The organism is Microbulbifer pacificus (assembly GCF_033723955.1).
Taxonomy (GTDB): Bacteria; Pseudomonadota; Gammaproteobacteria; order Pseudomonadales; family Cellvibrionaceae; genus Microbulbifer; species Microbulbifer pacificus.
Genome location: NZ_CP137555.1, coordinates 2,055,618 through 2,078,655 on the forward strand (window position 1 = coordinate 2,055,618; position 23,038 = coordinate 2,078,655).

General features: G+C 53.8%; 21 protein-coding genes and 1 tRNA gene. 7 read left to right on the forward strand and 15 right to left on the reverse strand.

All coding sequences use genetic code 11. From position 1 onward, the window contains the following. Positions 1-88: 88 nt before the first annotated feature. Complete coding sequence (locus tag R5R33_RS08870; protein WP_318955660.1) at positions 89-451, reverse strand: hypothetical protein; 363 nt, start codon at positions 449-451, stop codon at positions 89-91. 398 nt (positions 452-849) lie between these two features. On the opposite strand from R5R33_RS08870, the gene R5R33_RS08875 reads away from it, so the two are divergent. Further along, positions 850-926: transfer RNA gene (locus tag R5R33_RS08875), tRNA-Arg, on the forward strand. Between the two features lie 995 nt (positions 927-1,921). On the opposite strand, the gene R5R33_RS08880 is transcribed toward R5R33_RS08875, so the two are convergent. From R5R33_RS08880 to R5R33_RS08920, 9 genes are all read right to left on the reverse strand, one after another. Next, positions 1,922-2,512 carry a TrmH family RNA methyltransferase gene (locus R5R33_RS08880; protein ID WP_318955661.1) on the reverse strand — a complete coding sequence of 197 codons (591 nt, stop codon included), beginning with the start codon at positions 2,510-2,512 and terminating at the stop codon, positions 1,922-1,924. Between the two features lie 119 nt (positions 2,513-2,631). Then, positions 2,632-3,090, reverse strand: a complete 459-nt coding sequence (locus R5R33_RS08885) for a nuclear transport factor 2 family protein (RefSeq protein ID WP_318955662.1) — start codon at positions 3,088-3,090, stop codon at positions 2,632-2,634. Positions 3,091-3,521: 431 nt separating this feature from the next. Further along, positions 3,522-4,082 (reverse strand): hypothetical protein, encoded by a 561-nt coding sequence (locus R5R33_RS08890; protein ID WP_318955663.1) that lies wholly within the window; start codon positions 4,080-4,082, stop codon positions 3,522-3,524. A gap of 233 nt (positions 4,083-4,315) precedes the next feature. Next, a complete protein-coding gene (locus tag R5R33_RS08895) occupies positions 4,316-4,687 on the reverse strand; it encodes a hypothetical protein (RefSeq protein WP_318955664.1) in 372 nt (123 codons plus the stop codon). A gap of 93 nt (positions 4,688-4,780) precedes the next feature. Next, positions 4,781-5,224: an NADAR family protein gene (locus tag R5R33_RS08900; RefSeq protein ID WP_318955665.1), complete on the reverse strand. Its 444-nt coding sequence runs from the start codon at positions 5,222-5,224 to the stop codon at positions 4,781-4,783. Between the two features lie 661 nt (positions 5,225-5,885). Further along, the gene (locus tag R5R33_RS08905) at positions 5,886-6,293 is read right to left on the reverse strand and encodes an MAPEG family protein (RefSeq protein ID WP_318955666.1); all 408 of its coding nucleotides are present in this window, start codon (positions 6,291-6,293) and stop codon (positions 5,886-5,888) included. A 308-nt stretch (positions 6,294-6,601) separates the two neighbouring features. Next, positions 6,602-7,081: a hypothetical protein gene (locus R5R33_RS08910; RefSeq protein ID WP_318955667.1), complete on the reverse strand. Its 480-nt coding sequence runs from the start codon at positions 7,079-7,081 to the stop codon at positions 6,602-6,604. A 188-nt stretch (positions 7,082-7,269) separates the two neighbouring features. Then, the gene (locus R5R33_RS08915; protein WP_318955668.1) at positions 7,270-8,259 is read right to left on the reverse strand and encodes an NADP-dependent oxidoreductase; all 990 of its coding nucleotides are present in this window, start codon (positions 8,257-8,259) and stop codon (positions 7,270-7,272) included. Between the two features lie 219 nt (positions 8,260-8,478). Further along, entirely contained in the window at positions 8,479-9,534 is a 1,056-nt protein-coding gene (locus R5R33_RS08920; RefSeq protein ID WP_318955669.1) for an AraC family transcriptional regulator, read from the reverse strand. A gap of 218 nt (positions 9,535-9,752) precedes the next feature. On the opposite strand from R5R33_RS08920, the gene R5R33_RS08925 reads away from it, so the two are divergent. Further along, positions 9,753-11,201, forward strand: coding sequence for a hypothetical protein (locus tag R5R33_RS08925; RefSeq protein ID WP_318955670.1), 1,449 nt, complete (start codon positions 9,753-9,755; stop codon positions 11,199-11,201). A 38-nt stretch (positions 11,202-11,239) separates the two neighbouring features. Here the strand turns inward: R5R33_RS08925 and R5R33_RS08930 are convergent, their stop codons facing one another. Then, on the reverse strand, positions 11,240-13,177 hold the full coding sequence (locus tag R5R33_RS08930; protein WP_318955671.1) for a glycoside hydrolase family 13 protein: 1,938 nt from the start codon (positions 13,175-13,177) through the stop codon (positions 11,240-11,242). Positions 13,178-13,286: 109 nt separating this feature from the next. Beyond that, a complete protein-coding gene (locus R5R33_RS08935; RefSeq protein WP_318955672.1) occupies positions 13,287-13,985 on the reverse strand; it encodes an aspartate/glutamate racemase family protein in 699 nt (232 codons plus the stop codon). Positions 13,986-14,295: 310 nt separating this feature from the next. On the opposite strand from R5R33_RS08935, the gene roxB reads away from it, so the two are divergent. Continuing rightward, on the forward strand, positions 14,296-16,461 hold the full coding sequence (gene roxB, locus R5R33_RS08940; RefSeq protein WP_318955673.1) for a rubber dioxygenase RoxB: 2,166 nt from the start codon (positions 14,296-14,298) through the stop codon (positions 16,459-16,461). 70 nt (positions 16,462-16,531) lie between these two features. Here the strand turns inward: roxB and R5R33_RS08945 are convergent, their stop codons facing one another. Beyond that, positions 16,532-17,323, reverse strand: a complete 792-nt coding sequence (locus R5R33_RS08945; RefSeq protein WP_318955674.1) for an LOG family protein — start codon at positions 17,321-17,323, stop codon at positions 16,532-16,534. 303 nt (positions 17,324-17,626) lie between these two features. Between R5R33_RS08945 and R5R33_RS08950 the strand changes: the two genes are divergently transcribed. Next, positions 17,627-18,436, forward strand: coding sequence for an endonuclease/exonuclease/phosphatase family protein (locus tag R5R33_RS08950; protein ID WP_318955675.1), 810 nt, complete (start codon positions 17,627-17,629; stop codon positions 18,434-18,436). A gap of 99 nt (positions 18,437-18,535) precedes the next feature. Here R5R33_RS08950 and R5R33_RS08955 read toward each other — a convergent pair whose 3' ends face one another. Next, a complete protein-coding gene (locus R5R33_RS08955; RefSeq protein ID WP_318955676.1) occupies positions 18,536-20,227 on the reverse strand; it encodes an alkaline phosphatase D family protein in 1,692 nt (563 codons plus the stop codon). Between the two features lie 344 nt (positions 20,228-20,571). Here R5R33_RS08955 and mtgA point away from each other — a divergent pair, with 344 nt between their 5' ends. The 3 genes from mtgA (at position 20,572) to R5R33_RS08970 (ending at position 21,950) form a co-directional block, all read left to right on the forward strand. Further along, positions 20,572-21,252, forward strand: a complete 681-nt coding sequence (mtgA, locus tag R5R33_RS08960) for a monofunctional biosynthetic peptidoglycan transglycosylase (RefSeq protein WP_318955677.1) — start codon at positions 20,572-20,574, stop codon at positions 21,250-21,252. Between the two features lie 104 nt (positions 21,253-21,356). Beyond that, positions 21,357-21,566: a CAP domain-containing protein gene (locus tag R5R33_RS08965; RefSeq protein ID WP_318955678.1), complete on the forward strand. Its 210-nt coding sequence runs from the start codon at positions 21,357-21,359 to the stop codon at positions 21,564-21,566. Between the two features lie 141 nt (positions 21,567-21,707). Beyond that, complete coding sequence (locus tag R5R33_RS08970) at positions 21,708-21,950, forward strand: CAP domain-containing protein (RefSeq protein WP_404810392.1); 243 nt, start codon at positions 21,708-21,710, stop codon at positions 21,948-21,950. A gap of 23 nt (positions 21,951-21,973) precedes the next feature. On the opposite strand, the gene R5R33_RS08975 is transcribed toward R5R33_RS08970, so the two are convergent. After that, a complete protein-coding gene (locus R5R33_RS08975; RefSeq protein ID WP_318955679.1) occupies positions 21,974-22,999 on the reverse strand; it encodes an alcohol dehydrogenase catalytic domain-containing protein in 1,026 nt (341 codons plus the stop codon). Between the last annotated feature and the right edge of the window lie 39 nt (positions 23,000-23,038).

A 23,038-nucleotide genomic window follows, 5' to 3' on the forward strand; every position in this document is an offset into this window, starting at 1 on the left:
ATTTTTTGCAGAAATGTGTGCTTGATGAGCGCGGCCAATTTAGAAATTGGTCGCGCTCTAACAGCAAACAATATTGCTCAAGACCAAATTAGGGGACCAATGTAGCGACGGCAGCGACCGCGGCCAATAATCCGTAAACGATGTACATACCGCCTACCAGAAGCGCCGTTTTTCCGCCGCTAAACTGTCGGGTTTCCAGGGCGACGATATCTTCAATTTCGATACTTTCGGTTTCCCCAACTACGGATGTGGCCGTGACTTCCACCACTTTAAATTCGTGCCGCTTGCCATCCGCAGTAACCGCTTTGATATTTCCCCCAACTTCCACCACATGATTATTCCGGATTTCCATGTGGAGCTGATCTTGGCTCAGTTCTATGGGTTTCAACGAAGTACATCCAGCCATTATTGCGGCCACCAGCAACACAACACCCTTTGTTAGCTTTATCATGATTTCTCACATTAAACAGTGAAATGGGATCAGTATAACTAGCGCCCACGCCTGTTACGGCCCGGGCAGATTGCCACTGATGATGGGCCTGTGTGTTCGCAACCAGTAAGGGTCAACCAGTGGCACTCGAGCATATGCCGCCCCTAACCAAAGTCAATTCCCGGGACGCGATACCCCCGGAACCAAGCAGCATGACTTTTAGGTCGCAATGCAAGTGGGTACAGCGCAATGTCGCCCTGGCGGTGAATATCCCCTTCCCCTCCCCCTGCCCCGGCGCCACCTGAAGGAGTATTTGGCGGCCGGGCCGCCGGGCACCATTTCCCTCGAAAGCCACTTTCCCGCGCCTGCCCCCTTCTGTATACTTCGCGTCCGCGCTGGCAACCCAAGCCGCGCAGTTTCCGCCCGTAGCTCAGCTGGATAGAGCGTTGCCCTCCGGAGGCAAAGGTCAGAGGTTCGAATCCTCTCGGGCGGGCCATAAAGCAAAGGTCACCTTCGGGTGGCCTTTTTTCGTTACCGAGTGTGAAACCTCGGCGTAAAGCCAGCAGGTACCAGGGACAGGCCAATATGCTCACCTGAGGCCTCGCAATCCTTCCACCCACCTTTGACCGCTGCCCTTATTTGGGCACGCCGCCTCAAATTCGGCTCTGTGCCCAAACTGTGCCCAACCCCTATCCGCCCATCGTGGGTTGTGTAAATTTGACCGTCGCCCTCAGTTCACTGATTGGCATGCCAGCAACAGCCCCGAGTCATTTCACATTGGACCATTTCGAACTTAAGATCCTCTGTAAAGAACGCCGCAAGCAGGGGCAACTTACCTTGTGCGCGGTTTGAGCATAAATGGGAGCGTAGCGAACTGCGCAAAACGCGCTCACGATAAGCTGTTCCGCAGAGGCCCAAGAGGCCGCAGCTTTCTGCTTGCGCTTGTTATCCCTCATCCGGCGCCGCGTTTTGGCGTTTAATTGGGTAAACCGAAACCTCCATTTCAACATCCAGTGACGCCAATAAACTCATAAGCCCAACTGGGAAATTGACCATTTGCCCCGCGCCGTAAATTGGAAAGTTCCACATAAAATCAACACTCCAATTGCAGGTGGGAGTTTTTTGGGCCAGCGATCTCACTTCACTTTCGTTATTTTGGAAGAACTTGGTGACGTCTGATATTTGAGCAGGTACGCGGCTCCCACTTTAATCAGAGATGCGGAGATTGAAAAAAGTTTCAGCCGAGGGTGGCAGCTTCTCTTTTTCTATTCTTTTGGCGGCTAAAACAGACTCTTTAAAGGCGAGGCTACAACCCTTAATGGCCTCTAGAATCTCATCTCTTGGGCCGATGATTCTTAGTACTGTACTCATTGTTTATGGCATAACGCCGCACTCAGGCGCGGCATCCTTTGTGTGCTTTTTTGCACGAAAATAGGAGCGCAGCGACTGTGCAAAAAGTACACGAAGTAAGACATCGGCTGAATTGCTTTGTTAGTGACCGCGGTTTGCTCTCTTGTACTTTTCCTGGTACTCGCGGCGCTGCTTGGTAACTTCATACAATACAATTCCAGAAGTTGTTCCCAGGTTCAGGCTCTCAATCATTCCGAACATTGGAATGGATACACAGAATGCGCTACCTTCAACTGCAAGATCACTGATACCTCTAGATTCGTTACCAAACCAAACAGCCAATTTTGGCTGAGTATAATCCGCCTCATGTAATATAAAGTTGTCTTTTCCTTTTACATGAGGAGAGGTAACGATCGAGATAAATCTATTCTTCACCAAATGAGCCAGACAGTCTTCGGTACTATTGAATCGCTTTACGAAGCTCCACTTGATCGCAGAGACAGACGGTTTTGAGAGTGATTTCCTTTCTCTCATTTCCTGCCAATCATCGGGCAATGAGTTGCGCGGATCAACAATGTACGTTTTTTCGACGCCTAACGCATTGACGTTTCTAATGACTGTTCCAATGTTCTTCATGTCCATTGGATATTCGAGAACAGCTATCAGATTTTTACAGCGATAAGGCTTAATTTCATCGGCTCTTTTTCGAGCGTCAGTTTTATCAACTTCCATATTCTCGAAGATCTCAGATAATTTATTTACGCCAAACGCTCAATTTAGGGGCGACTGGAGCGTAGCTTAAGCGGTGCCAGCCGCGCATTTCGCGGCGATTACAACCGCTTGTTATGTTTTTAGCGCATCTCTGTAAATGCAACAGAATCTGGAACCTTTTCCGGGTCAACACGCGTAGAATGCATCTGCTGTAGACGCCAGCTTCCATCTTCCTTGACTACCACCACACTTTCCAGCCAAGTAACATTTTTCGTGGATTTTTTTGATGAAAAAACGGCTTTATTCCAGTAATTTATAAGCGCTATATCTTCTCTCACATCGGTAGAAATCAGGCTAAAGAAGCTTTCTCTCTTGTATTCACTTGGCGTGACAACAGCGATAAGCTCATCAATACCCCAAACGTCTCCGTTTTCAAGGAGTTCGAATTTATCCGTTACTGCAGCCCTCATACCTGAGTGGTCAACTTCTGACATGGCAGAAAATAGCGCCATAACAGGCTCAAAAGCCGGAGCCACCTGTGCTGAAACCGCCCCAGAGAATAGCGATAGAACCAACATAAGTTTTCTTATTATTTTCATAGGTTTCCTCAAAAAACATAACGCTCGGTTTAGGGGCGCTGGAGCGTAGCGTAAGCCGTTCCAGCTGAGCTGTTCGCGGCGATTACAACCGATTGCTATACGCCCCGCTGACCTGGAACAGGTTCAGGCACCGCTCGATTTCGCAACACAAGCAACACGAACAAAACTATTACAGCCAGCGGTGGAACAAATGCAGATACAAACCCAAATACGGAAATAGCTTTTGGGTACTGTGTTTTCTTTTTGGCCAAATGATGTATGAGCAGCGTCACACCAGCTATCCATAGCCAAAGTCCGAGGAATAGAATTTGACCATACTCGGTTAGGTTAATATTCATACCTTAGGTAACCCGATTTCAGATTTTAAGAGCGTATAACGCTTTAGTAGCCAGTGCCGCCGGGCATCTGGTTGACTTAATTGTTATTTGATTTCAACTTTTTGATTCCGAACTCAGCCCGGCATCCCCTTCGCTGAAACAAATAGGAAATCGATCCCTAAGGGCTTTCATCTCATCCTCAATGGCTTTGTCGTCGCGCCCTACCGGTGTGGAGGTTGAGCGCCAAAGTAGCTCCTTCTCCGTTCGAAGACGATCATATTCCAACCACCATTTTTGCACAGGTCCGACTGTCCACCGGTCGCTTATTTTGGACAGCATTAATCCTTGCGTATTTCCAGGTTCGTAGAGCACTACCCATACTTGCGCATCACAGGATTCACCATCTTCACATGGGCAACCATTTTTTACCGCATCAATGGTTACAATCGCACCGGGATAAATTGTATGTGTAGCGGCGACAATTTCTCTAACCTCTATATCATTCAAATTATCCTCTCGATTTACCCCGCTAAACCGTCTGGGTTTGCTCAAAAGGAGCCGCCGGAACTTAACAGATGCTGCGCCGCGTTCCTTAACCGCTGGCTTATCTTCGGCATATACCTCAAGACCTACGACGAGCAAGATGAAAACCATTATTTTTAATATCGTATTCACAATGTTTAAACCCTGCTATTGGAGTCCAGAGAAAAACTTAATAGTTAAGCGACAGCCTTATAAAATGACTACTTTCATTTGTTAGATTGCAATATACGGCCTGCGCCGAAAACTCTGCTATAGATTGATAAGCGATTTTCCATGCACTCCTATTAGGTCGTGCTCATTGGAAGAATCAATCAGAACGCCCTCAGATAACCCAACTGTGCATCCGCATGAACTGCCACGGATAATTATGTGCTTTTACTAAATTTTGACTCAAAGACTGCAATTTTACTTTCTGCGTCTTTTTGGCGGTTAGTTCTCCCAACAACGCCAACAATGAAGTCTACAACTCCTTCTTCCATATCTGCTTTAGAAACAAAAGAGTATATGTTTGGGCAGCTATAGGTAACGATCCAACCCTGACCATTTTCTAACGTATTGACTGTAAAATCACCAGAAGCTGTACCCGCATGCACAGAGCCGTTTGAATCTAATATATTCTTTGCCTCTTCCAAAACATTAGAATCAAAATTATCGACGGTTACACACGTACCATTTTTAAAACAGACCCATGAGCATTTACCATCGAAAATCATTTTCCATATTTCTATCGGACTCATCGAAGCCCTCTCTTGCAAAGAACAACTAAATATGCGGCTACTGAAAGCGGCTCAGTTGAGGCTTAAAGGTCCGAAACATACCTTATGCAATGGTCATGTGCCTGACGTTAGCTCTTTTCGCACTTGTTCCAAAAGTATACCCAGCATATTTTTACCACTGCCATCACCACCATCCCCCCAATAGTGATCATTATCCGTGTGCTCAACCAGTTTCGCATCACCTGTCGAGAGCAGAAGAATTTTCAGATCTTCATGCTGTGTATACTTTGCCTCTAATGCTTTTCGCATTACACTGACTTTTACAGACTCCCAATTTCGACGCAGCTTCATTTTTCGATCACGACCAAGGCTAGCGGCAATTGATGGTGTATTAGCTCTACGAATTTTCTCGCGGTAAGCCACATCTTCAAATTTCTGAGCTTGGAAGTAATGCTCACTCGTCGGCCACACCTTGCCGTCTACCTTGATCGGGTAAGGAGCAAAATTTGAGAAATCGCCAAAATCATCAGCAATGCTGTAGAACTCGATTCGTTTCATACTCTATTGAGTGTATAACGCCCGGCTTAGAGGCAGACTTGGTGTTGAGAGGCAGCGGAAATTCCGCCCCAGCGAGGAAAGCGTCAAAAACAACACTTGGTAGCAGGCAGGATTGATTATCCTGCCTGCTAGACCGTGGGTAGCCGAACATCCGCAGCATTTTCACGGCTTTTTCAAGCAAATGCCTGCACAAGTGCCAGGACCAACCCCGCGACCATAGTAGCTAGCCCCACGATTAGGCCAAACTCTACTCGACGCGCTTTTATATGTGCCCGCTCACCTTCTTCTACAATTTCTGGATTATCTGAATCCAAGAATTTCTTCGATAGAACCCAGCTGTAAAGCGAAATCGTATTACCGAGATCCGCGAATGAATGACCTGAAGGAGATCCTAGACATCTCCAGGTCGTAGGCTCTCTTTTTTTCAACAGAACAGCTAAATTCGGAAATCGAATCTGTAACGTACTTACGGCGAAAATCAGAAATCCGCAAATTGTTAAAAGCATCTTAGGCACTCCATTGCCTAACGTCTGCCACTAAGGCAACCAATAGCGCGAAATTAATCCTCTGGCACGGCTTCACGGCAAATGACTATCCGCCAGAACAGAACCAGTCAGCGTCAATACTCAAAAGCCAAAAACAGCTTCGCGCCATGCAATATTCAAGCGCCAACCGACATCGCCGTTAGCAACTGCCATGCCACCGCCACCTGTGCAAAAAAGCCCGCCACAAAAGCCAGGGTGCGCACCCAGGGAATCCCCAGTGCGTATGCAAGTGCATGCACCACCCGCGCCCAGAAATACACTACGCATGTAGTCACGGTAACTGAATTGCTGATACCTGCCACCTGTGCAATCAGCACCAATACAGCAAACACCACCAGGTTTTCGATGGCATTGGCATGCGCCTTTTGCAGGCGCACCGCCCAGGGCGACTGGGGTTTCGGATCTGCGGGGTAGCCCACCGTATCGAATATGCCCCAGACCGCGAACCGGTTCAGAATGTACGGCGCCCACAGCACTGCCGTAAAGATGGTAACGAGCGTCAGGTAATAAAGTTCACTGCTCATGACTCTTCCTCTTTGGTTGGATGGAATCCGGGTGCTTTCATTAACCGCCCAGCATCCGACTTTCGTGCGGCTCCGGGGCTGCAAGACTCCGGATGACTAGGCTCGGCCCGCGCTATGCCGTTAACAAAATGAACAAGGCGATCAGCAGGCCGAAAGCCAAACCTATTAATGCGCCAGCAGCTACTCCGCGCATAAGTATCTTCTGTTCGCCGTTTGTCATCTGAAAATTCCGCGGTAGTGATGCAGTCAGGTAATCGCTAAAGCGGGGAATGTACAAGTCCCTTTGCTATGTTTTGGCAATCCGCAACCTAGATCCGGCGCCCGGTCTTCAAATCTTTGATCACCAGTTCCCAACTGGATATATCCGGTACTACTGGAGTACTCGCACTTATATAGGAACTTGAGTGGGGCTGTATTACCCAGCTAAACGTAGCTCCTGGCTCAACAATAATAATTGTTCCGTTATTACGACCTATGAGCTCGTAACTCATATCGCCCCATTTGTACTCAGTATTATTTTGAACCTCAAAAGTCACCTTGAAGTAAGGCCCGTTTCGCCCTTCCAGCTCCACTGTATTGATTTGCTTCGAGGAAAACTGCTCCTGATAATCAACGAAATTCTCGGTATTGAATGGATTAATGTAGTTAAACCATAAAAACATGATCGGCACAATTGCGATCAGCGAGAGAATTTGCGGATTCCGGTACCAGTCCTGATAGCCCTGACAGTAGGGGCATTTCTTGGCGCTGCTTTCTATTTCTTTTTTGCACAACTTACAGACTTTCATTTCAACTCTTATTGTTACTGCGAAAATTATTGCGCCAAAGACCGGGCTCGCTTGGACACACTCTCGAATCGGAGCTTATTTCACCCGTCAATAATGTCAATGATTTGGGCGACTCCACTTGTCATAGGCAATAAAAAAGCCCCACGGATGTGGGGCTTTTTTATTTAACAGCTGAGCGCCGCTGCGTCTCAGAGTTTGACCAGCAGCTTGCCCTCGTTGCCTCCATTGAACAGCAGGTTAATACCATCGATAGCACTTTCCAGACCGTCGAGCACATGGGTGCGAAAGCGGATTTGCCCGTTCTGTACATACTTGGCCAGAGCTTCGGTGGCTTCCTGCGCCTTATCCAGGTGATCCGGCACCACGAAACCTTCTACGCGCAGCCCTTTCAGGTTGATGTCCATCCAGTTCGGGCCTGGTACCGGCTTCTCGAGGTTGTACTCGGAGATCATGCCGCACACCAGGATGCGACCGAAGCGGTTCATGCGCTCGTAGGCCAGCTGCTGGATCGGACCGCCGGTATTTTCGAAGAACAGGTCGATGCCGTTCGGGCAGGCTGCGTCCAGCTGCGCGGCGAGGTCGCCAGATTTGTAGTTGATCGCCTTGTCGAAACCGAGCTCCTCCTCCAGCCAGCGACATTTCTCGTCGCTGCCGGCGGTACCCACAACGCGCAGGCCTTCGGCCTTGGCAATCTGTCCCACCAGTGAGCCCACAGAGCCGGCCGCGCCGCTAACCAGAATGGTCTCCCCGGCTTGCGGCCGACCGATCTTGATCAGGCCCACATAGGCCGTCAGGCCGGTGACGTAGAACACGGACAGCAGCGCTTCCGGGTCGAGCGCGGCATCCACTACCTGCATTTCCTCGTTGCCGAGCACGTATTCCGCCCAGCCGGTAACGCCCATCACCCGCGCGCCCACCGGATAGTTGGCGTTGCGGGACTCGACCACCTCACCAACGCCGTAGGAGCGCATCACTTCGCCGACCTGAACCGGCGGCATATAGCTGTCTTCGCGCGGATTCAGCCAGGTGCGCATCGCAGGGTCGAGGGACATGTAAGTCTGCTTGACCAGGAACTGGCCCTCTTCCAGCACCGGCGTTTCCAGTTCGACGGTTGCGAAAATGTCCGGGGTGATATCGCCGCTGGGGCGCTTGCTCAGTTGGATGGCTTTATAGGTCATAGAACACTCTTTGCTGAACAGCGTGGCAAAAGGCCAGCTTGTGATTCATCGCTCGATCACAAGGAGTAGCAGAAGCTACAGGGGCGATGAGATGGTGCATTGTCCTCACAAAGCCGCGGGCTAAACTTGTCAGATTGCGACATTAATTTGTTTATTTACGCACGACGATGCGGCGGAGGCGCGGTAGTCTGTATCGAAAACAGATAGGTTACTGGTTGCTCAGCGCAGCCAGGAAGGCCGCCGGCGCTCCCGCGCCAGCTTCCTGACGGAGCCGGGCCGGCCGTTGGCCTGGCGCCACTGGCGCGGACTCATGCCAAACCAGCGCTGAAAGGCTTTGGAAAAGGTGGCGAGGTCGGCATACCCGAGCAGGCCTGCCAGCTGGGTCAGGCTGATGTCGGACTCCTTCAGGTAGCGCGTCGCCTCCGCCTGGCGGGTTTCATTCAGCAGCGACTGGAAGCTGGTTCCCTCCTCCGTCAGCATGCGCTGCAGGGTGCGGGTGCCGAGCATCATGTAATCGGCAACATAGTCCAGGGAAACCTGGCCATTGGGCAGCAGGTTGCGCAGCAGGTGACTGACGAATGCGGGCAGTTCCTTGGGGGCAAGTTCGTCCAGTCTTTCGATGTGTGCCTGCATCAGCGCGTGCAGTGCCGGGTCCGCGTCACTCAGTGGCGCCGCCAGCAGTGCGGCATCAAAAACCCAGGCATTCCTGTCGCTATTGAAGTGGGGCGCGATGCGCAACAGGCGCGCATAGCGGTGCGCGGAAGCGCCTGCCGCCGTCTGCAGATACAGGACCCGGGGATTCCACTGCCGTCCCAGCAACATTTTCAGCAACTGCCACCCTACCGCCACACCTTGTTCGATCGCCTGCCGGGAGGGAATGCCTTCGCGCAGTATCGGCGTGTACTCAAGGAATGCCAGCTTATTGTGAACCTCAACCTTCACCACGCCACTGCTGGAATGCAGGTGGTAATAGCGGGCGAGCTCGGCGAGCGATTCGCCGACGGTGTTGGCGTTCTTGACCAGATACAGCAGCTGGCCAAATACCGCGGTGCCCTGGCGTAAACCGAGTTCCAGTCCGAACAGAGGGTTTCCCGATTCCCGCGCACAGTCATCCAGCAACAGGGCCATACGCTGGAAGGAAATCAGGTTATCGGGATGCGCCAGGGTATCGGCGGGAAGGCCGGCATTATCCAACATTAGCCGTGGATCGAGCCCAGAGGCGACGCAGAACTCGTCAAACATTACCAGCGATGAGGCCCGGGAGAATTCTTCCATCGGCAACCTTTAATTGACAGCGCCACGGGTAATGATAGCGGCCTGAAATGTCATTTGAGTATATCTTTAGCCTGTACAGAGAACGTACATATCACCTATAAAACAATAACTAGCATCAATCTGCAAAAAATGATAACAAGAAAATATCCAATTTAAATTGAAAAATGCACGGCTCGCTTTATTTAGTGCCCAACCCATATAGAGGGAAGTTGGTTACGATGAAAATTATTTTAATCACGTTAATTTTCACCCTGGGCTTTTCGCTATCAAGCCAAACACTAGCGGCGGAGTGGCGAAGATATGAATCACGGAATTTTATCGTTTACTCGGATCTCTCAAAAAAACAAACACTTAAAAAAATTCACAGTTTCGAGCAATTCAAACTATCTCTTCACAAGTTTCTGAATATTTCAGAAAGTGCAGAAACCGTACCATTCGAAGTTTACCTTTTCAGAAACAAACAAACGCTTCGCAAATTTACCGAAAAATATAATATTGCGGGTTTTTATATGGACCGCCCCGGGCACCCTTTGATGGTAGTAGGGCCCGGCAGCGATGACACGATTTTTTTCCACGAATATGTACATTTCCTAAATCACCGATTGGGAAACTTTGTGTACCCAAGATGGTACTCCGAGGGGATCGCAGAATTTTATTCGACGCTGGATTTCAAGGGTAACAAAGCGATCATCGGAGGTGTGCCACAGGACCGCCTTGGATGGCTGGGGCGATCCGACATGCTCCCCATAAAATCCCTACTCGAACCCGGGGATAGCTTCAAGAGCCACCGATTTACCGGGCGATTTTATGCGACATCCTGGCTATTGGCGCACCGTATGATGCTGGGCCCCGCCAACGGTATGAAGGATTACTCTGACCCCTTCAAAAAATACTTGCTCAGATATACCCAGGGAGAAAAATCGGCCGATGTGTTTTTTGAAGAATTTGGCGTCGATGGAAAAGAAATTTCCAACGATTTGCGCCGCTACGCAGGCATGAAGATGTGGAATGCGATTGGGATTGAAGTGCCCGATATCCCAACCAATGTAAAGGACCACTCACTCAACGAACAGGAGGTCGTAAATATCAAGGTGCGACTGGCCCTGGCATCAAACAATTGGGACTACGCAAAAACCCTGCTCTCAGAAAATAAAAAGTTAATCAACAGCGAGGGGCGTGCCGCACTGGCCATAATACAGGGCCATGCTTCAAATGAAGTGGGCGAAGAAGCCAGCCTGATTGAGGAACTGCTCGAAGAGCAGTCCCTAAGTGGTGTCGCACACGCTTACCTTGCTCATGCGCTATGGGATTTTGCGGAAAAAAAACCCGACAATCGTGGGGCTCTTTTAGAGGAAGCACTGAGTCATTTTGAAACAGCGCGCGCTCAAAATTCTCTCTATGGCGAGAATACGCTTTTGGTAAAGGTTTACTGGGAACTGGGGCGCAGACAATCCGCACTGAATGAAATTATCCGCCTCCTCAAGCTCAACCCGGCAAGCCGGTCAGTGAACCTGCTCGCAGGTGAGTACTCCATCAAAGCAGGGATGCCCCAGGATGCACGACTCTTTTTAAACCGGGTGGTAGATTGGGCGCACTCGGAAGAACAAGCCGAGAAAGCAATACAATTACTTGCCCAGCTTGACGACATAGATGCTCAAGCCGAGTAGTGCACCCGTCACCTGGACCAGGGTAGACAAGGAGCGCCTCAAGGGGCGCTCAGTGCCAATACCCTACCCCATTTGCCGTTTAGCGGCAGGCTCAGCTTTCCGGACGTCGGCTCAAAGCGCTCTCCGCTCAGCAGGTCGACTGCAGCCGCTGTCGATGCGTCGATATCCAGCTCAATCCGCTGGGCGGTATCGTGATTGTTCAGCACGATCCACAATTGCTGGCCCTGATAATGTCGCTCGAAGGCAAATACATCCCTGTCGTCATCCGCGAGAATGGTCCGGTATTCGCCAACGCGCAGGGCGTCATACTGCCCGCGAATTTTGCTCAACTCCCGGTAGTGTGCCAGCAGGTCTTTATCTACCGCGACGCTGTCTGGTTTTCTTTTGCTGCCGTCCGGGTTGTATACCTCATCCGCATAATCGATATCGGCCCACACCATGGGCTTGCGGTCATCCGGATCGTTGGCACCCCACATACCCACTTCATCGCCGTAATAAATCATCGGCGCGCCCACATAGGTCAGCTGGAAGATCGCAAACAATTTCTGTAACTGGCGCTCGTGGTCGTTGGGCTTGCGTACCTGATACTCGGGGTTGCCCGCAGCCTGGGAGGTATTGAAGTATTTACCCCACTCGCGGAAATTGCCGATGCCGCGATTGACGATGTGCGAGCCGATGCGGTTGGAATCGTGGCTGCCGAACAGATTCTGGGTCACGTAGGCCACACCTTTGGGATACAGGGTGCGCAGCCGCGCAAGCTCGCGGTCAAATTCACTGGCGCTGATGCGGGACGCTTTGGGGTGGAAGAAAAACTCGGCACTGCTGAACGCGAAGTTGTAATTCATCTCGCCATCGAATTCATCGCCCTGCAGATAGGGCTTTACCTTGTCCGGGGTATCGACAATTTCTGCAGTCAGATAGGCATCCGGATTGATGGTTTTGACGTGCTCCCGCCACTGCTTCCAGAAACGGTGTCCTACACAATATGCCACGTCCAGGCGCCACCCATCGATGCCGTGCTCACGGCCCTTGCCTTTCGGGTTCATCCAGCGCTCGGTCGCGGCGAATACATAGTTTTTCGGGCCGTCGGCGAGGCCGTTAACATCTTCGGCAAACTCGGGCAGCGACTTGACCCCGAACCAGCCTTCGTAATCGAAGCCGGTACCGGCCTTGTCATCGTCCCACGAGGTTACGGTAAACCAGTCTTTGTAGGGCGAAGCATGCTGGTTCTTCTTCAGATCCTGAAACGCGAAACTGTTGATCCCCATGTGATTGAACACACCGTCAAAGATCACGCGGATGCCCTTGCTGTGCGCCTTCTGGATCAGCTCCAGCGCCAGCTCATCCGCCTTGGTCCAGACCCAGGTGGAGGGATCGATGGGTTTTTCCGTCGCCATCAGGCGGCGGTCGCCCTCGGGATCGGGACCGAAGTTAGGATCAATATGGTGGTAGCTGGCACCGTCGTATTTGTGCAGCGAGGGCGAGTCGAATACCGGGTTCAGGTAGATCGCATTGATCCCCAGTTCCTGCAGGTAATCCAGCTTGTCGATCACCCCCTGCAGATCGCCGCCGTAGCGCCGGCGCAGCAGATGTTTCCACAGTTCCTTATCGCCATTTTTCTGCTCGTACTCCTGCAGTTCATACCAGTCACTGCCCCAGGGATGTACGGACCAGTGCGCCACCGGCTCCTGCGGATCCGAACCCGCGAGATCGGTCACTTTCGGGTCGTTGTCGGGGTCGCCATTGCGGAAGCGCTCGGGGAAAATCTGGTACCAGATCGCGGACTTGGCCCACTCGGGCACAAACTCGCCCTGCTGGTTGAGCTGGATCGGCGCTACCGGAGTCGCATCGGACTGCGCTGGGCACAGCCCGTGGGCCGCGCCACACAGGCCGAATGCCAGCGCCGCCACCGAGGCCAGTTGTCGTGCGGTATGGTTGATGGCGCTGGACCAAGGAGGCGATGGGAAGGTTCGCATGGCTGGGATTCACTCGGGTTGTTATTCGTCGGTGGGGCGCAATCCCCCACGGCTACCAATAACAACTATCCGGTGCCCGGTCCTCCTCCCCCCTAGGGGCCGGGTCGTATCAGGATTGGTCGATGGCCAGTTTTACCGCTTTGTCGGCGTGAATCTGCGTAGTGTCGTAAAGCGGTACCTGCGTGTGCTTTTGCTGCACCAGCAACGCGATCTCGGTACACCCGAGAATCACGGCTTCGGCACCGCGCGCATGGAGGCTGCCAATGATTTCCAGATATTTTTCCCGCGAATCATCGCTTATTTCACCAAGGCAGAGCTCCGTATAAATCACCTTGTGAATCAGGCATTGCTCTTCCTCGTCGGGAACCATGACGTCGATTCCATATTTTTCGGAAACCCGCCCCTTGTAGAAATCCTGCTCCATGGTGAATCGTGTGCCAATCAACCCGACACTCTTTACACCATCGGCAACCAGCTGTTCCGCCGTGGCGTCGGCGATATGCAAGAGCGGGATGGCAATTGAGGATTCGATTTCTTCCGCCACCTTGTGCATGGTGTTGGTACAGATCAGAAGAAAATCCGCACCGCCGGCCTCGACGGACTGTGCTGCACGACAGAGAAGTTTCGCCGCCTCATCCCAGCGATTTTCATGTTGTAGTTGTTCGATTTCAGCGAAATCCACGCTGTGCAGACAGATCCTGGCCGAGTGCAACCCACCGAGAGCTTCGTTCACCGCTTTATTGAGCGCACTGTAATAGCTTGCGGTTGATTCCCAGCTCATACCTCCAAGCAACCCAATCGTTTTCACTAATAAATCCTTGTATGGGATATTTAATTACAGGCGCGCGATCCCTCAGGCAAACGAGCACCGACGCACAATTTTTTGCTCGCCATCTACTCCCCGCATGGACGATCTTAAAAAATCGTCCGATCCGACGATTCTCTCTGCTCTCGAATTCTTTAGCTTACCCGCCTATTTACCAAAAAAATAATTCAAGTTTCGTCCACAAGAATATACCCCGGCGCTATTGCTAACAGCAGCTGTGGTAAGCGGCAGTCCGCGTGTGCGGTAGTAGGCCTGCCAATTTACAAGCGATGATAAAGGAGAGCCTGATGCCATGGTGGAGCCAACCCCGACAATAACTAGACCTGTCGCGCCCAGAGGTGGTTCGACACTAAGAACCGCGCTGCTCGCGTCCCTGTTAACCCTGTCTTCCCTGGAATCCCTTGCCTACACCGGCACGGATACAGAGTATGACGATCCCTACTACGACCCAAGTGCGTATTCCACACCACACGGAGTGTATAACCGCCCCGCCGATTACGACCCCAATGCCCTGCTCGGTAGCAGCAATGGCGGCTGGGCGGTGTGGGATTTCTGTTACGGCAAGGCGGACGATACCGAACTGCCGGAAGATCCGCGCTCGTTCATCCAGGAAGGCATCAGCGATGGCCGCGCGGTGCACTTCAATGCCTATTACAAGAATTGCCACGTGGATCCGGAAGCAGTGCAGGAAGTCGGCGCGGCCACGACTTGCGGCGAACTGCGTGAGCGCTTTGACCTTGGTGAGCGCTTGCTGACTGGTGGCTCTCCCGGTGTCGGTGCGCTGTTTGCCGGTACCGACCCCTACACCATCGAAGCGGCGCTCGGTATTTCCACCCTGCTGCCCGATCAGTATCGCGACCTGTGGCAATCCTGGGGTGGTTACAACTCGAAGCCGGCGAAGTTCGATCAGCTGGTGGCAGAGCGCTACGGATCGGTGCTCGGGGAAAAGCGTAACCCCTACCCTCTCGCCGGGGAAAACCCTAACCTCACCAACGGCGGTTCCGGCCAGTTGCCGCTGATGTTCACACAGATGCGCTACCCCGACGGCACCTGGACCGGCCGTATCGGTGTAACCTGTCACGCTTGCCACAGTGGTGGCGTCGACGGTAAAGCCACCTTGGGCGGCGGCAGTTCGCTGGCGGACCTTGATCTATTCTTGCGCGATGCACTGCCACAGGGCTATCTCGCCTCCGTCGCCACGCTCGCCAACCTGAGCCACACCCGCGGCACCAACAACGCCAGCGACGTGAACCTCGCATTTATTTTTCCGGACCAGGGGCTGTATTCCGCACGGGATGCAGTGGACCTGATCACCTCCGGCTCCACCGCCAGTATGGATACTCCAGCGTGGTGGAACCTGGGTCACCGTCCAGTGAAATTTGTCGATGGCATGTTCCCCGCGGATGCACCGCGCATCGACCAGGTGTTCTACACCCCGTTCTTCGGCCTGTTTGGGGAAATTCTCGGTCCCCTGAGCGATGCCGGCCAAAAATACATGCGCGATAACGGACCGCCCATCAACGCCTGGATTGAAACCCTCAAGGCTCCGAAGTACCCAGGCACCGTTAATACCGCACTGGCCGAGGAAGGTGCTGTGCTGTTCCACGAGCTGGATATGTGGGCTCCGGAGCGCAACAACACCGTTCGCCGCCCGGAGGGCAACGGCAGTTGTGCCGGCTGTCACGGCGCCTACGCGCCGCGCTATGTGAACAATCCCGAATACCTTGCCAGCCCGGTGCTGGAAGGCATTGCGTCTTACATCGTTCCGCAGGAAATCATCGGCACCGACTCGGTGCGCTGGGAAACCAACAACGAGGGCATGCAGCGCGCGGGCTCGGTGAATTTCTTCGGCTATCCACCTACCAAGGGCACCGATCAGGATTGCGGCCCGCAGAACCAGGAGCGGCTGCGCGGCGATCGCGAGCTGGGCTACCTGGCACCGCCGCTGTATGGGGTATGGGCGAGCGCGCCGTATATGCACAACGGCTCGATCCCGAACGTGTGGGAAATCCTCAAGCCGTCCGATCGCGAACCGCTGTGGCGCCGCGTGTCCAACAACAAAATTGCCAACCCCTGGTACAACAACGGCAATGTGCTGATGGGTTACGACACCAAACTGGGTTCTGCCTACGATGCGACAAAAATGGGCTGGGAATACGATGCCATCGATTGCGAATGGCGCTCGTTCTGGAATCCCTCGGTATCGCCTTTCCGCACCTGCGATCCCAATGACAAGCATCAAACGCCACTGGCGCAGGAAATTCTCGACGATATCTTCGGCAACCTGATCCTGACCTGGAACATCTTCTTCCCGCCGACGCTGACCATGAAGCAGATGGAAGATCGCAAGATCTACAACACGCTGCTGTTCAGCCACGGCAACGAAGGCCACGAGTTCAACAGCGTGCTGACCGACCACGAGCGGTTGGCGATTATTGAATACCTGAAGACCCTGTAAGTAATCCCCGGGCACTAATCCTGCCCGGCCTTTAATGGTCGGGCAGGATACGTGTCGATGTGGTGACCGGCTAAGTAGCCCACCCCAGATGCGCCTCGAGTAGCGCGAAGCCCTCGTCGACCGAGTCCACCATGTGGAAGAGTTCCTTATCGCCCGCTGAGATATAACCCTGCTCGACCAGAAAATCGAAATCGATCAGACGCTGCCAGAAGTCCCGCCCATACAGGATCACCGCAACGCCCTGCGCCTTGCGTGTCTGTATCAGCGTGAGAATCTCAAACAGCTCGTCCAGAGTCCCGTACCCGCCAGGGAAGCACACCAGCGCCCGAGCACGCGCCATAAGGTGCATTTTGCGCAGCGCGAAGTAATGAAACTGGAAATTGAGTTCGGGGGTGATGTAGGGATTGGGGCGCTGCTCGTGTGGCAGCACGATATTGAATCCCCCGTTGACTGCGTTGGCATCGGCGGCGCCGCGATTGGCCGCCTCCATGATGCCGGGACCGCCGCCTGTGACCACGGTAACCCGCGCCTGCGGATTATTTTCACCGTGGGCAGCCACCCGCTGCGCCAACTCCCGCGCTGCGGCGTAATAGCGCGTACCGCCCGCCGGGCGTTCCGGCTCACGCGCGCTGCCGAAAAACACCACGGTGGCTGCTACGCCCTTGTCCTGCAACAACTGATCCGCCTTCATCCACTCCAGCATCAGGCGTACCGCGCGCGCCTCGTCACGCAGCATGAAACACGGATCGTCATAGGCCAGACGATAGGCATTGTTCGTGCTGAGATCACACACATAGCCTGAGGCCGCGCTTTGGACATCCTCGGCAGCGCTGGCCAAGGTTGAGCGTTGCTCCTTTTGCATGGGCTGCTCGTCTTGCATTGATTGCTTGTCTGGCATCGATGGCCGCTCCCCTTGTCCTTTGGGTGACGACTATGGCAGTTCTATGCTGTTTTCTCACCCCCAAAGTTGCCAATTGCTAAACCCCTGTACCGCCCTGACGTGCGCAATGTGGCCATTGAGGTGTATCAAAACTGTCATACCGCGGTATCAATACACGTCTATTATCCGGCGCACAAATCCGATAAAAATTCAGAATTTTAAAAGTCTGCATTTTTATCGGAGCTACCCCATGCCACACCGGCCTGTGCTATATCGAAAATCACCATGCGCTCTACAACTATACTTTTTCTGACCCTCGCCCTGCTCTATTCAACAGGCGCCGCCTCCGATACGCCGATCAGGGCGCTGAACTACAATGTCTGGCTCGGGTTCCACAAGGGCGAAAAAATTCCGGAGTTCCAGCGCTGGATTGCCGATAAAAGGCCGGACATCGTCACCTTTCAGGAACTCAACGGCATCAGTGAAAAGGAACTTCGCGAAATCGCCACGTCCTGGGGGCACGAGTACGTCTCGGTACTGAAGCCCTGGGGCTTCCCGGTGGGGATTACTTCCAGCGCCGAGATCGAGGTAATTGCGAAACCCTTCTGGTTCTACCACCACGGACATATTCAGGCGAAGACCCACGGAGTAAATGTCTTCGCAGTGCACTTCTGGCCCAAGGAAGAAAAGGAACCAAATGACATCATTGAACTGGCAAAGGGGCTCGTCGAAAAGGGCGAAAAAGTATTGATTGCCGGGGACTTCAATACCCACTCCGCCCGCGACAAGTCCTATCTGGATACGATGCCCAAGCTGGGCTACGTTTACTTTGATGTGGTGGAGCAGTTCGAGCGAAACGGGTTTGTAGACCTGGTGCACAAACATCGCCCTGACCATAAGCGTTCCTTCCCCACCCTCGTCTTTACCGATGGCGCACCGGACGCCAGATCGAAATCGGCCAAAAAATCTGAACGAATCGATTTTGTCTTTGCCAATACGGTTTGGGCAGAACATTCCCGCAAAGCAGAAGTGGTCGTCGATGAAACAACGGATTTTTTATCCGACCACTATCCGTTAATTGTGGAAATTGAATAATTTAGGAAGTACCGTTTTTGGATCAACCTTCACTACCCGTCGCAAATCAGCTAATGCCGCGAGTGGAATCACCGCTAATATCGAGCAGGTAAATGTAGGTCAACGCAGTTTATAGGTAACACTGTGGCGCGCCACTTCCACAAACTCGCTGCTGCGGATGTTATCCACATATTTCCAATCCGCCTGCACTGCATTGCGGCGGAAGGTCAGCGCCATATAGCCGCGCTGGTGCAGGTTGCAGTACTGCAGCTCGTCCACCAGTATCGGCATGCCCGCGGCCATCTCCATCGCCGCTTTCTCCTCCATTTTCAGGTAGCTTTCCATGCCCGGTGAGGTCACGCTGGGGGTTGCGAACTCCACCCCCACCATTTGTCCCGCGGCATCTTTCAGGTGGCTGTACCAGGCGTTGTGGGTATCCCCGGCCACCACCACCATATTTTTTTTCAGCCCCTGTATACGCTGGTACAGGACTTCACGCTCTACGGCGTAGCCGTCCCAAGCGTCGAGGTTATACGGGACCACCTGCTCGAGGCGCGCGCGCTGAATGTCGGTAATCGGCTTGCCCTGAAGGCTGGCGGCCTTGAGTCCGACCAGCTCCGCGGTGCGATCCTGACTGCCGCCCCGGTAGAAACTGGTCATCATTTCCACCGGCAGGTGTATCTTGCCCATCAGCACCTGTTGCCCCAGCAACTGCCAGTGGCCGGTGGATGCGGCGAGCGTTTCCTGCAACCAATGCAGCTGTGGTTTGCCCAGCAGTGAGCGGTCCGGGTCTGCCATGGCGGCGCTGAAGGCGCGGCCGTCGAAGTTGCCTTCACTGTCCATATAGCGCTTGAAATCCAGCTGCTGGTCGCGGCCGATCACCCGGGTATCCAGCATGTGCAGGTCCAGCAGGTCGCCGAAGCTAAAGCTGCGGTAGATCTGTGGATTGCGCTCGCCCATGGGCGGGCGGATCGGCAGCCATTCGTAGTAGGCCTGGACCGCGGCGGCGCGGCGGGCGAAGAAATCGCCCTCGTCTTCGCTGTGGTTCTGCGCTCCGGCTTTCCAGGTGTCATTGCTGATTTCGTGGTCATCCCACACTGCGATAAACGGCGCTGCCGCGTGCAGCGCTCGCAGGCCGGCATCGGTGCGGTAGAGGGCGTAGCGCTTGCGGTAGTCGGTGAGGGTATAGAGTTCGCCGCGGTTGTCTTCCGGCAGTGCACGGCCGATTTCCGCCGAGCGCTCGGTGGCGTAGCCGCCGGTGCCGTACTCGTAGATGTAATCGCCGAGGTGCAGCACCGCATCCCAGTCCTCACTGGCTGCCGCCAGCTGGTAGGCGTTGAAGTAACCCGCCGGGTAGTTGGAGCAGGAAAATATCGCCAGTTTCACCTGCTCGATGCCCTTCGGCGGCAGCGTCTTGGTACGCCCCACCGGACTCTGCTCGCTGGCACCGATAAAGCGGTAGTAGTACGCGGTGTTCGGCTGCAGACCCTGGACGTCGATCTTTACCGTGAAATCCCGTGCGAGGTCGGTTTCCGCCCCGCCGCGGCGTAGGACTTTTTTGAATTCCGGGTCGCTGGACAGCTCCCAGGTCACCTTTGTCGGCCCGACGGGCTCGGTAGCTGCCGCCGGCGTTGCGCGAGTCCACAGGATCACCGCATCCTGCAGCGGATCGCCGCTGGCCACGCCGTGCTCGAAGGTCACCTCCGACGGCAGCTGCGGACGGCTCATGGCCTGCAGCGGTGTTGAGACCACTACACTGCCGGTGGTGGCAAGTGCAGCCCTGATGAAATTGCGTCGGGTAAATTGGTTCACACCGGAGTCCCTGTTGATAAATTTGATCGCCCAGCCTAGAGGGAAGTTGTGACAGCCCAGCGAACCCCGGCACACTGAGTGTATAAGTTTCTGGCAGTTATCCACATCCGGTTTGCCCACAGCTTCTCGGGACAGACCTGTGAATATCTACTGGATATCACGCCGCAGACCAGCAACCCCGTCTTTCTTGCGACAGCGGTCGAAATTGCGTCAGCTAGCAGATAACATCAGCTCCCCACCGCCGACACTCGCTGCCGCGCCGTCAAGCAACCTTTAGGTGCTGTGACTGTCCCAACTTCCAATGAATATACACACTACTTATACACAAGCCCGGTTGTTCCCCCATGCCCAAGCTTCTGAAGCGCTCAATCAGCATCTCTCTCTGGCTCGGCGCCACCTTTGTATTGGCGACGGCACTGCTGGTTCTACTACTGCGCTGGATCGACCCACCCTCTTCCATGGTAATTCAGTCGTGGCAGCAACAGAGCGGTCGCAAGGCACACCAGACCTGGCAACCGCTGGAGAAGATTTCTACCAATTTGCAGATGGCGGTGATTGCGGCGGAAGACCAGAAGTTTCCGCAGCACTTTGGCTTTGACATCGGATCGCTGCAAAAGGCGCTCAGCGAAAAGCGCAAGCGCACCCGCGGTGCCAGCACCATCACCCAGCAGACCGCCAAGAACCTGTTTCTTTGGAACGGACGCAGCTATCTGCGCAAAGCTCTGGAAGCCTGGTTTACTCTGTTGCTGGAAATCCTCTGGCCCAAGGAGCGCATCCTCGAGGTGTACCTGAATATTGCGGAGTTCGGCGAGGGTGTGTACGGAGCCGAGGCCGCAGCGCGCCAGTTTTTCGGCACGTCGTCCCAACAGCTCACACGCTGGCAATCGGGCCTGCTGGCAGCGGTACTGCCGAATCCCAAGCAGATGTCCGCAAGACGTCCGTCGGCCTATGTGCAGAGTCGTGCAGTGGCCATCAACAAACAGGTAAGGCAGCTGGGGGGAAGCCGTTATCTCGATTCCCTGTAGATGTGGAGTCGATAAATTTCGGCAATAGAATACCGGGACATTCGTATAGACCGCAGCGGGGCAAAAACGTGATTGGAAACCGTATTCACTGTTTGCCGCTAACCATGTTGCTCACTTTTGCATTCCCCGCGTGTGTGCTGGGCAGCGATTGTGCGCAACCATCAGACTGCCTCGCACTGGAACTGCACAACCAAGTACGCAGGGACCTGAACGCCGGGCGACTTCCCAACAGCCCCATACCCACACCTCCGGTGGCAATGCTGGTCTACGACCAGGCGCTGGCACGCACTGCCCACAACTGGTCTGCAGCCTAGTGCGGCAGACGCCCCGGGCACAACAGTCAGCGGCGGGAGCACTTCATCGCCAATGGTGGTAATGCGGCGCACGCCTGGGTCGGCGAGAATATTTTCTATGCCACCGCCACCCTGTCGGACACCGACGCACTGACGCAGGCAGTGGCGGCGTGGGCCGCGGAAGCGCGCGACTATCGCTATCAGCCCTTCAAGGTAATGAAAACCGGGCACTACAGCCAGCTGATCTGGAATACGATCGACACCATTGAAAACGGAAAAAAAGTATCGCGCGCGGTGGGTTGCGGTGTGTACCGCTGCCCGGAAGGGCGCATCAGGACCATTGTGACCTGTAATTACGCCCCGGGCGGTAATATTCAGGGTGTGGTGCCCTATCGAACGCGCTAGGCAAGAGCGTAAGTTTGCTTGTTTCAATCGAGCGTAAGAACGACCTTGCCCACTGACTGACCACTGCGCAGATGTTCAATTGCGTCGTGGGCCTGAGCAAACGCAAATTCCCGCCCGACAAACGGCGCCGGTAAATTCAGGTTCGCACACCCCGTCAGCAGCTGATCAAACAATGCCTGTTCCTGCCACAGCCAGATCAGGTTGAACGCCATTACCGATTTGTTAGTGCTGATCATATCCATCACGTCGTAACGGGGGCGCTTCAGATACAGCCAGGCGGCTTTCCACCAGTTGGGCTTATCGCCCGGGGTAAACTCCGCTGCTCCGAATACGATCAACCGTCCGGTTGGCGCCAGGGCCGCAAACGAGCGTTTCTGGATTTCACCCCCGATTCCATCGAGGACCATGTGCAGCGGTCTGCCGGCGAGTTGCGTCTTCAGCTGCACCGCAAAATTTTTGCCGCGGACAATGACTTCATTAAAGCCCTGCGCGGAGAGAAACTGCTGTTTCGCAACCGAGCCCACGGTACCGATGGGCACCCCGCCCAACCTTTTAACCATGCGCATTGCCTGCAAGCCGACGCCGCCGGCGGCACTGTGGATCAAAACCACTTGCCCGGGTTTCAATGCACCCAGTTCGGACAGCGCATAAAAGGCGGTGAGGCTCTGTGCAGGAAAGGCGGCCGCTTCAGAAAAGCTCCAGCCTTCTGGAATTTTGCGGCAATGCTGTGGCAATACGTCCACGCAATTTGTGTAACCACCAAAACGGGTGCAGCCGTAGACTCGGTCGCCTACCTTGAATTGTGTATTTGCTGAAGCTCCAATCTCGTCGACCACACCGGAAAATTCAAGGCCGGGAATAAAGCTGCCTTCGGGTGTGGCGGAGTAAAGTCCGGTTAACGCGAAGATATCCGCGAAGTTCAAACCCACGGATTTTACTTCGATCCGGACTTTTTCCAGATCCGGTACATCGAGAACCTCTTGCACCATTTTCAAGTTACTGATTGCACCAGCCTTTGGTGTGCGCCAGACGTTCCGAGTACCTCTCATCTAGTTTTCTCCTATTTATCGGCACTCAGTGTGAAAACA

Bases quoted from the DNA above. Each gene is read 5' to 3' on its own strand.
- R5R33_RS08870 (WP_318955660.1), bottom strand. From the start codon at position 451: ATGATAAAGCTAACAAAGGGTGTTGTGTTGCTGGTGGCCGCAATAATG.
- R5R33_RS08880 (WP_318955661.1), bottom strand. From the start codon at position 2,512: ATGGAAGTTGATAAAACTGACGCTCGAAAAAGAGCCGATGAAATTAAG.
- R5R33_RS08885 (WP_318955662.1), bottom strand. From the start codon at position 3,090: ATGAAAATAATAAGAAAACTTATGTTGGTTCTATCGCTATTCTCTGGG.
- R5R33_RS08895 (WP_318955664.1), bottom strand. From the start codon at position 4,687: ATGAGTCCGATAGAAATATGGAAAATGATTTTCGATGGTAAATGCTCA.
- R5R33_RS08900 (WP_318955665.1), bottom strand. From the start codon at position 5,224: ATGAAACGAATCGAGTTCTACAGCATTGCTGATGATTTTGGCGATTTC.
- R5R33_RS08905 (WP_318955666.1), bottom strand. From the start codon at position 6,293: ATGAGCAGTGAACTTTATTACCTGACGCTCGTTACCATCTTTACGGCA.
- R5R33_RS08910 (WP_318955667.1), bottom strand. From the start codon at position 7,081: ATGAAAGTCTGTAAGTTGTGCAAAAAAGAAATAGAAAGCAGCGCCAAG.
- R5R33_RS08915 (WP_318955668.1), bottom strand. From the start codon at position 8,259: ATGACCTATAAAGCCATCCAACTGAGCAAGCGCCCCAGCGGCGATATC.
- R5R33_RS08920 (WP_318955669.1), bottom strand. From the start codon at position 9,534: ATGGAAGAATTCTCCCGGGCCTCATCGCTGGTAATGTTTGACGAGTTC.
- R5R33_RS08925 (WP_318955670.1), top strand. From the start codon at position 9,753: ATGAAAATTATTTTAATCACGTTAATTTTCACCCTGGGCTTTTCGCTA.
- R5R33_RS08930 (WP_318955671.1), bottom strand. From the start codon at position 13,177: ATGCGAACCTTCCCATCGCCTCCTTGGTCCAGCGCCATCAACCATACC.
- roxB (WP_318955673.1), top strand. From the start codon at position 14,296: ATGGTGGAGCCAACCCCGACAATAACTAGACCTGTCGCGCCCAGAGGT.
- R5R33_RS08945 (WP_318955674.1), bottom strand. From the start codon at position 17,323: ATGCAAAAGGAGCAACGCTCAACCTTGGCCAGCGCTGCCGAGGATGTC.
- R5R33_RS08950 (WP_318955675.1), top strand. From the start codon at position 17,627: ATGCGCTCTACAACTATACTTTTTCTGACCCTCGCCCTGCTCTATTCA.
- mtgA (WP_318955677.1), top strand. From the start codon at position 20,572: ATGCCCAAGCTTCTGAAGCGCTCAATCAGCATCTCTCTCTGGCTCGGC.
- R5R33_RS08965 (WP_318955678.1), top strand. From the start codon at position 21,357: ATGTTGCTCACTTTTGCATTCCCCGCGTGTGTGCTGGGCAGCGATTGT.
- R5R33_RS08975 (WP_318955679.1), bottom strand. From the start codon at position 22,999: ATGAGAGGTACTCGGAACGTCTGGCGCACACCAAAGGCTGGTGCAATC.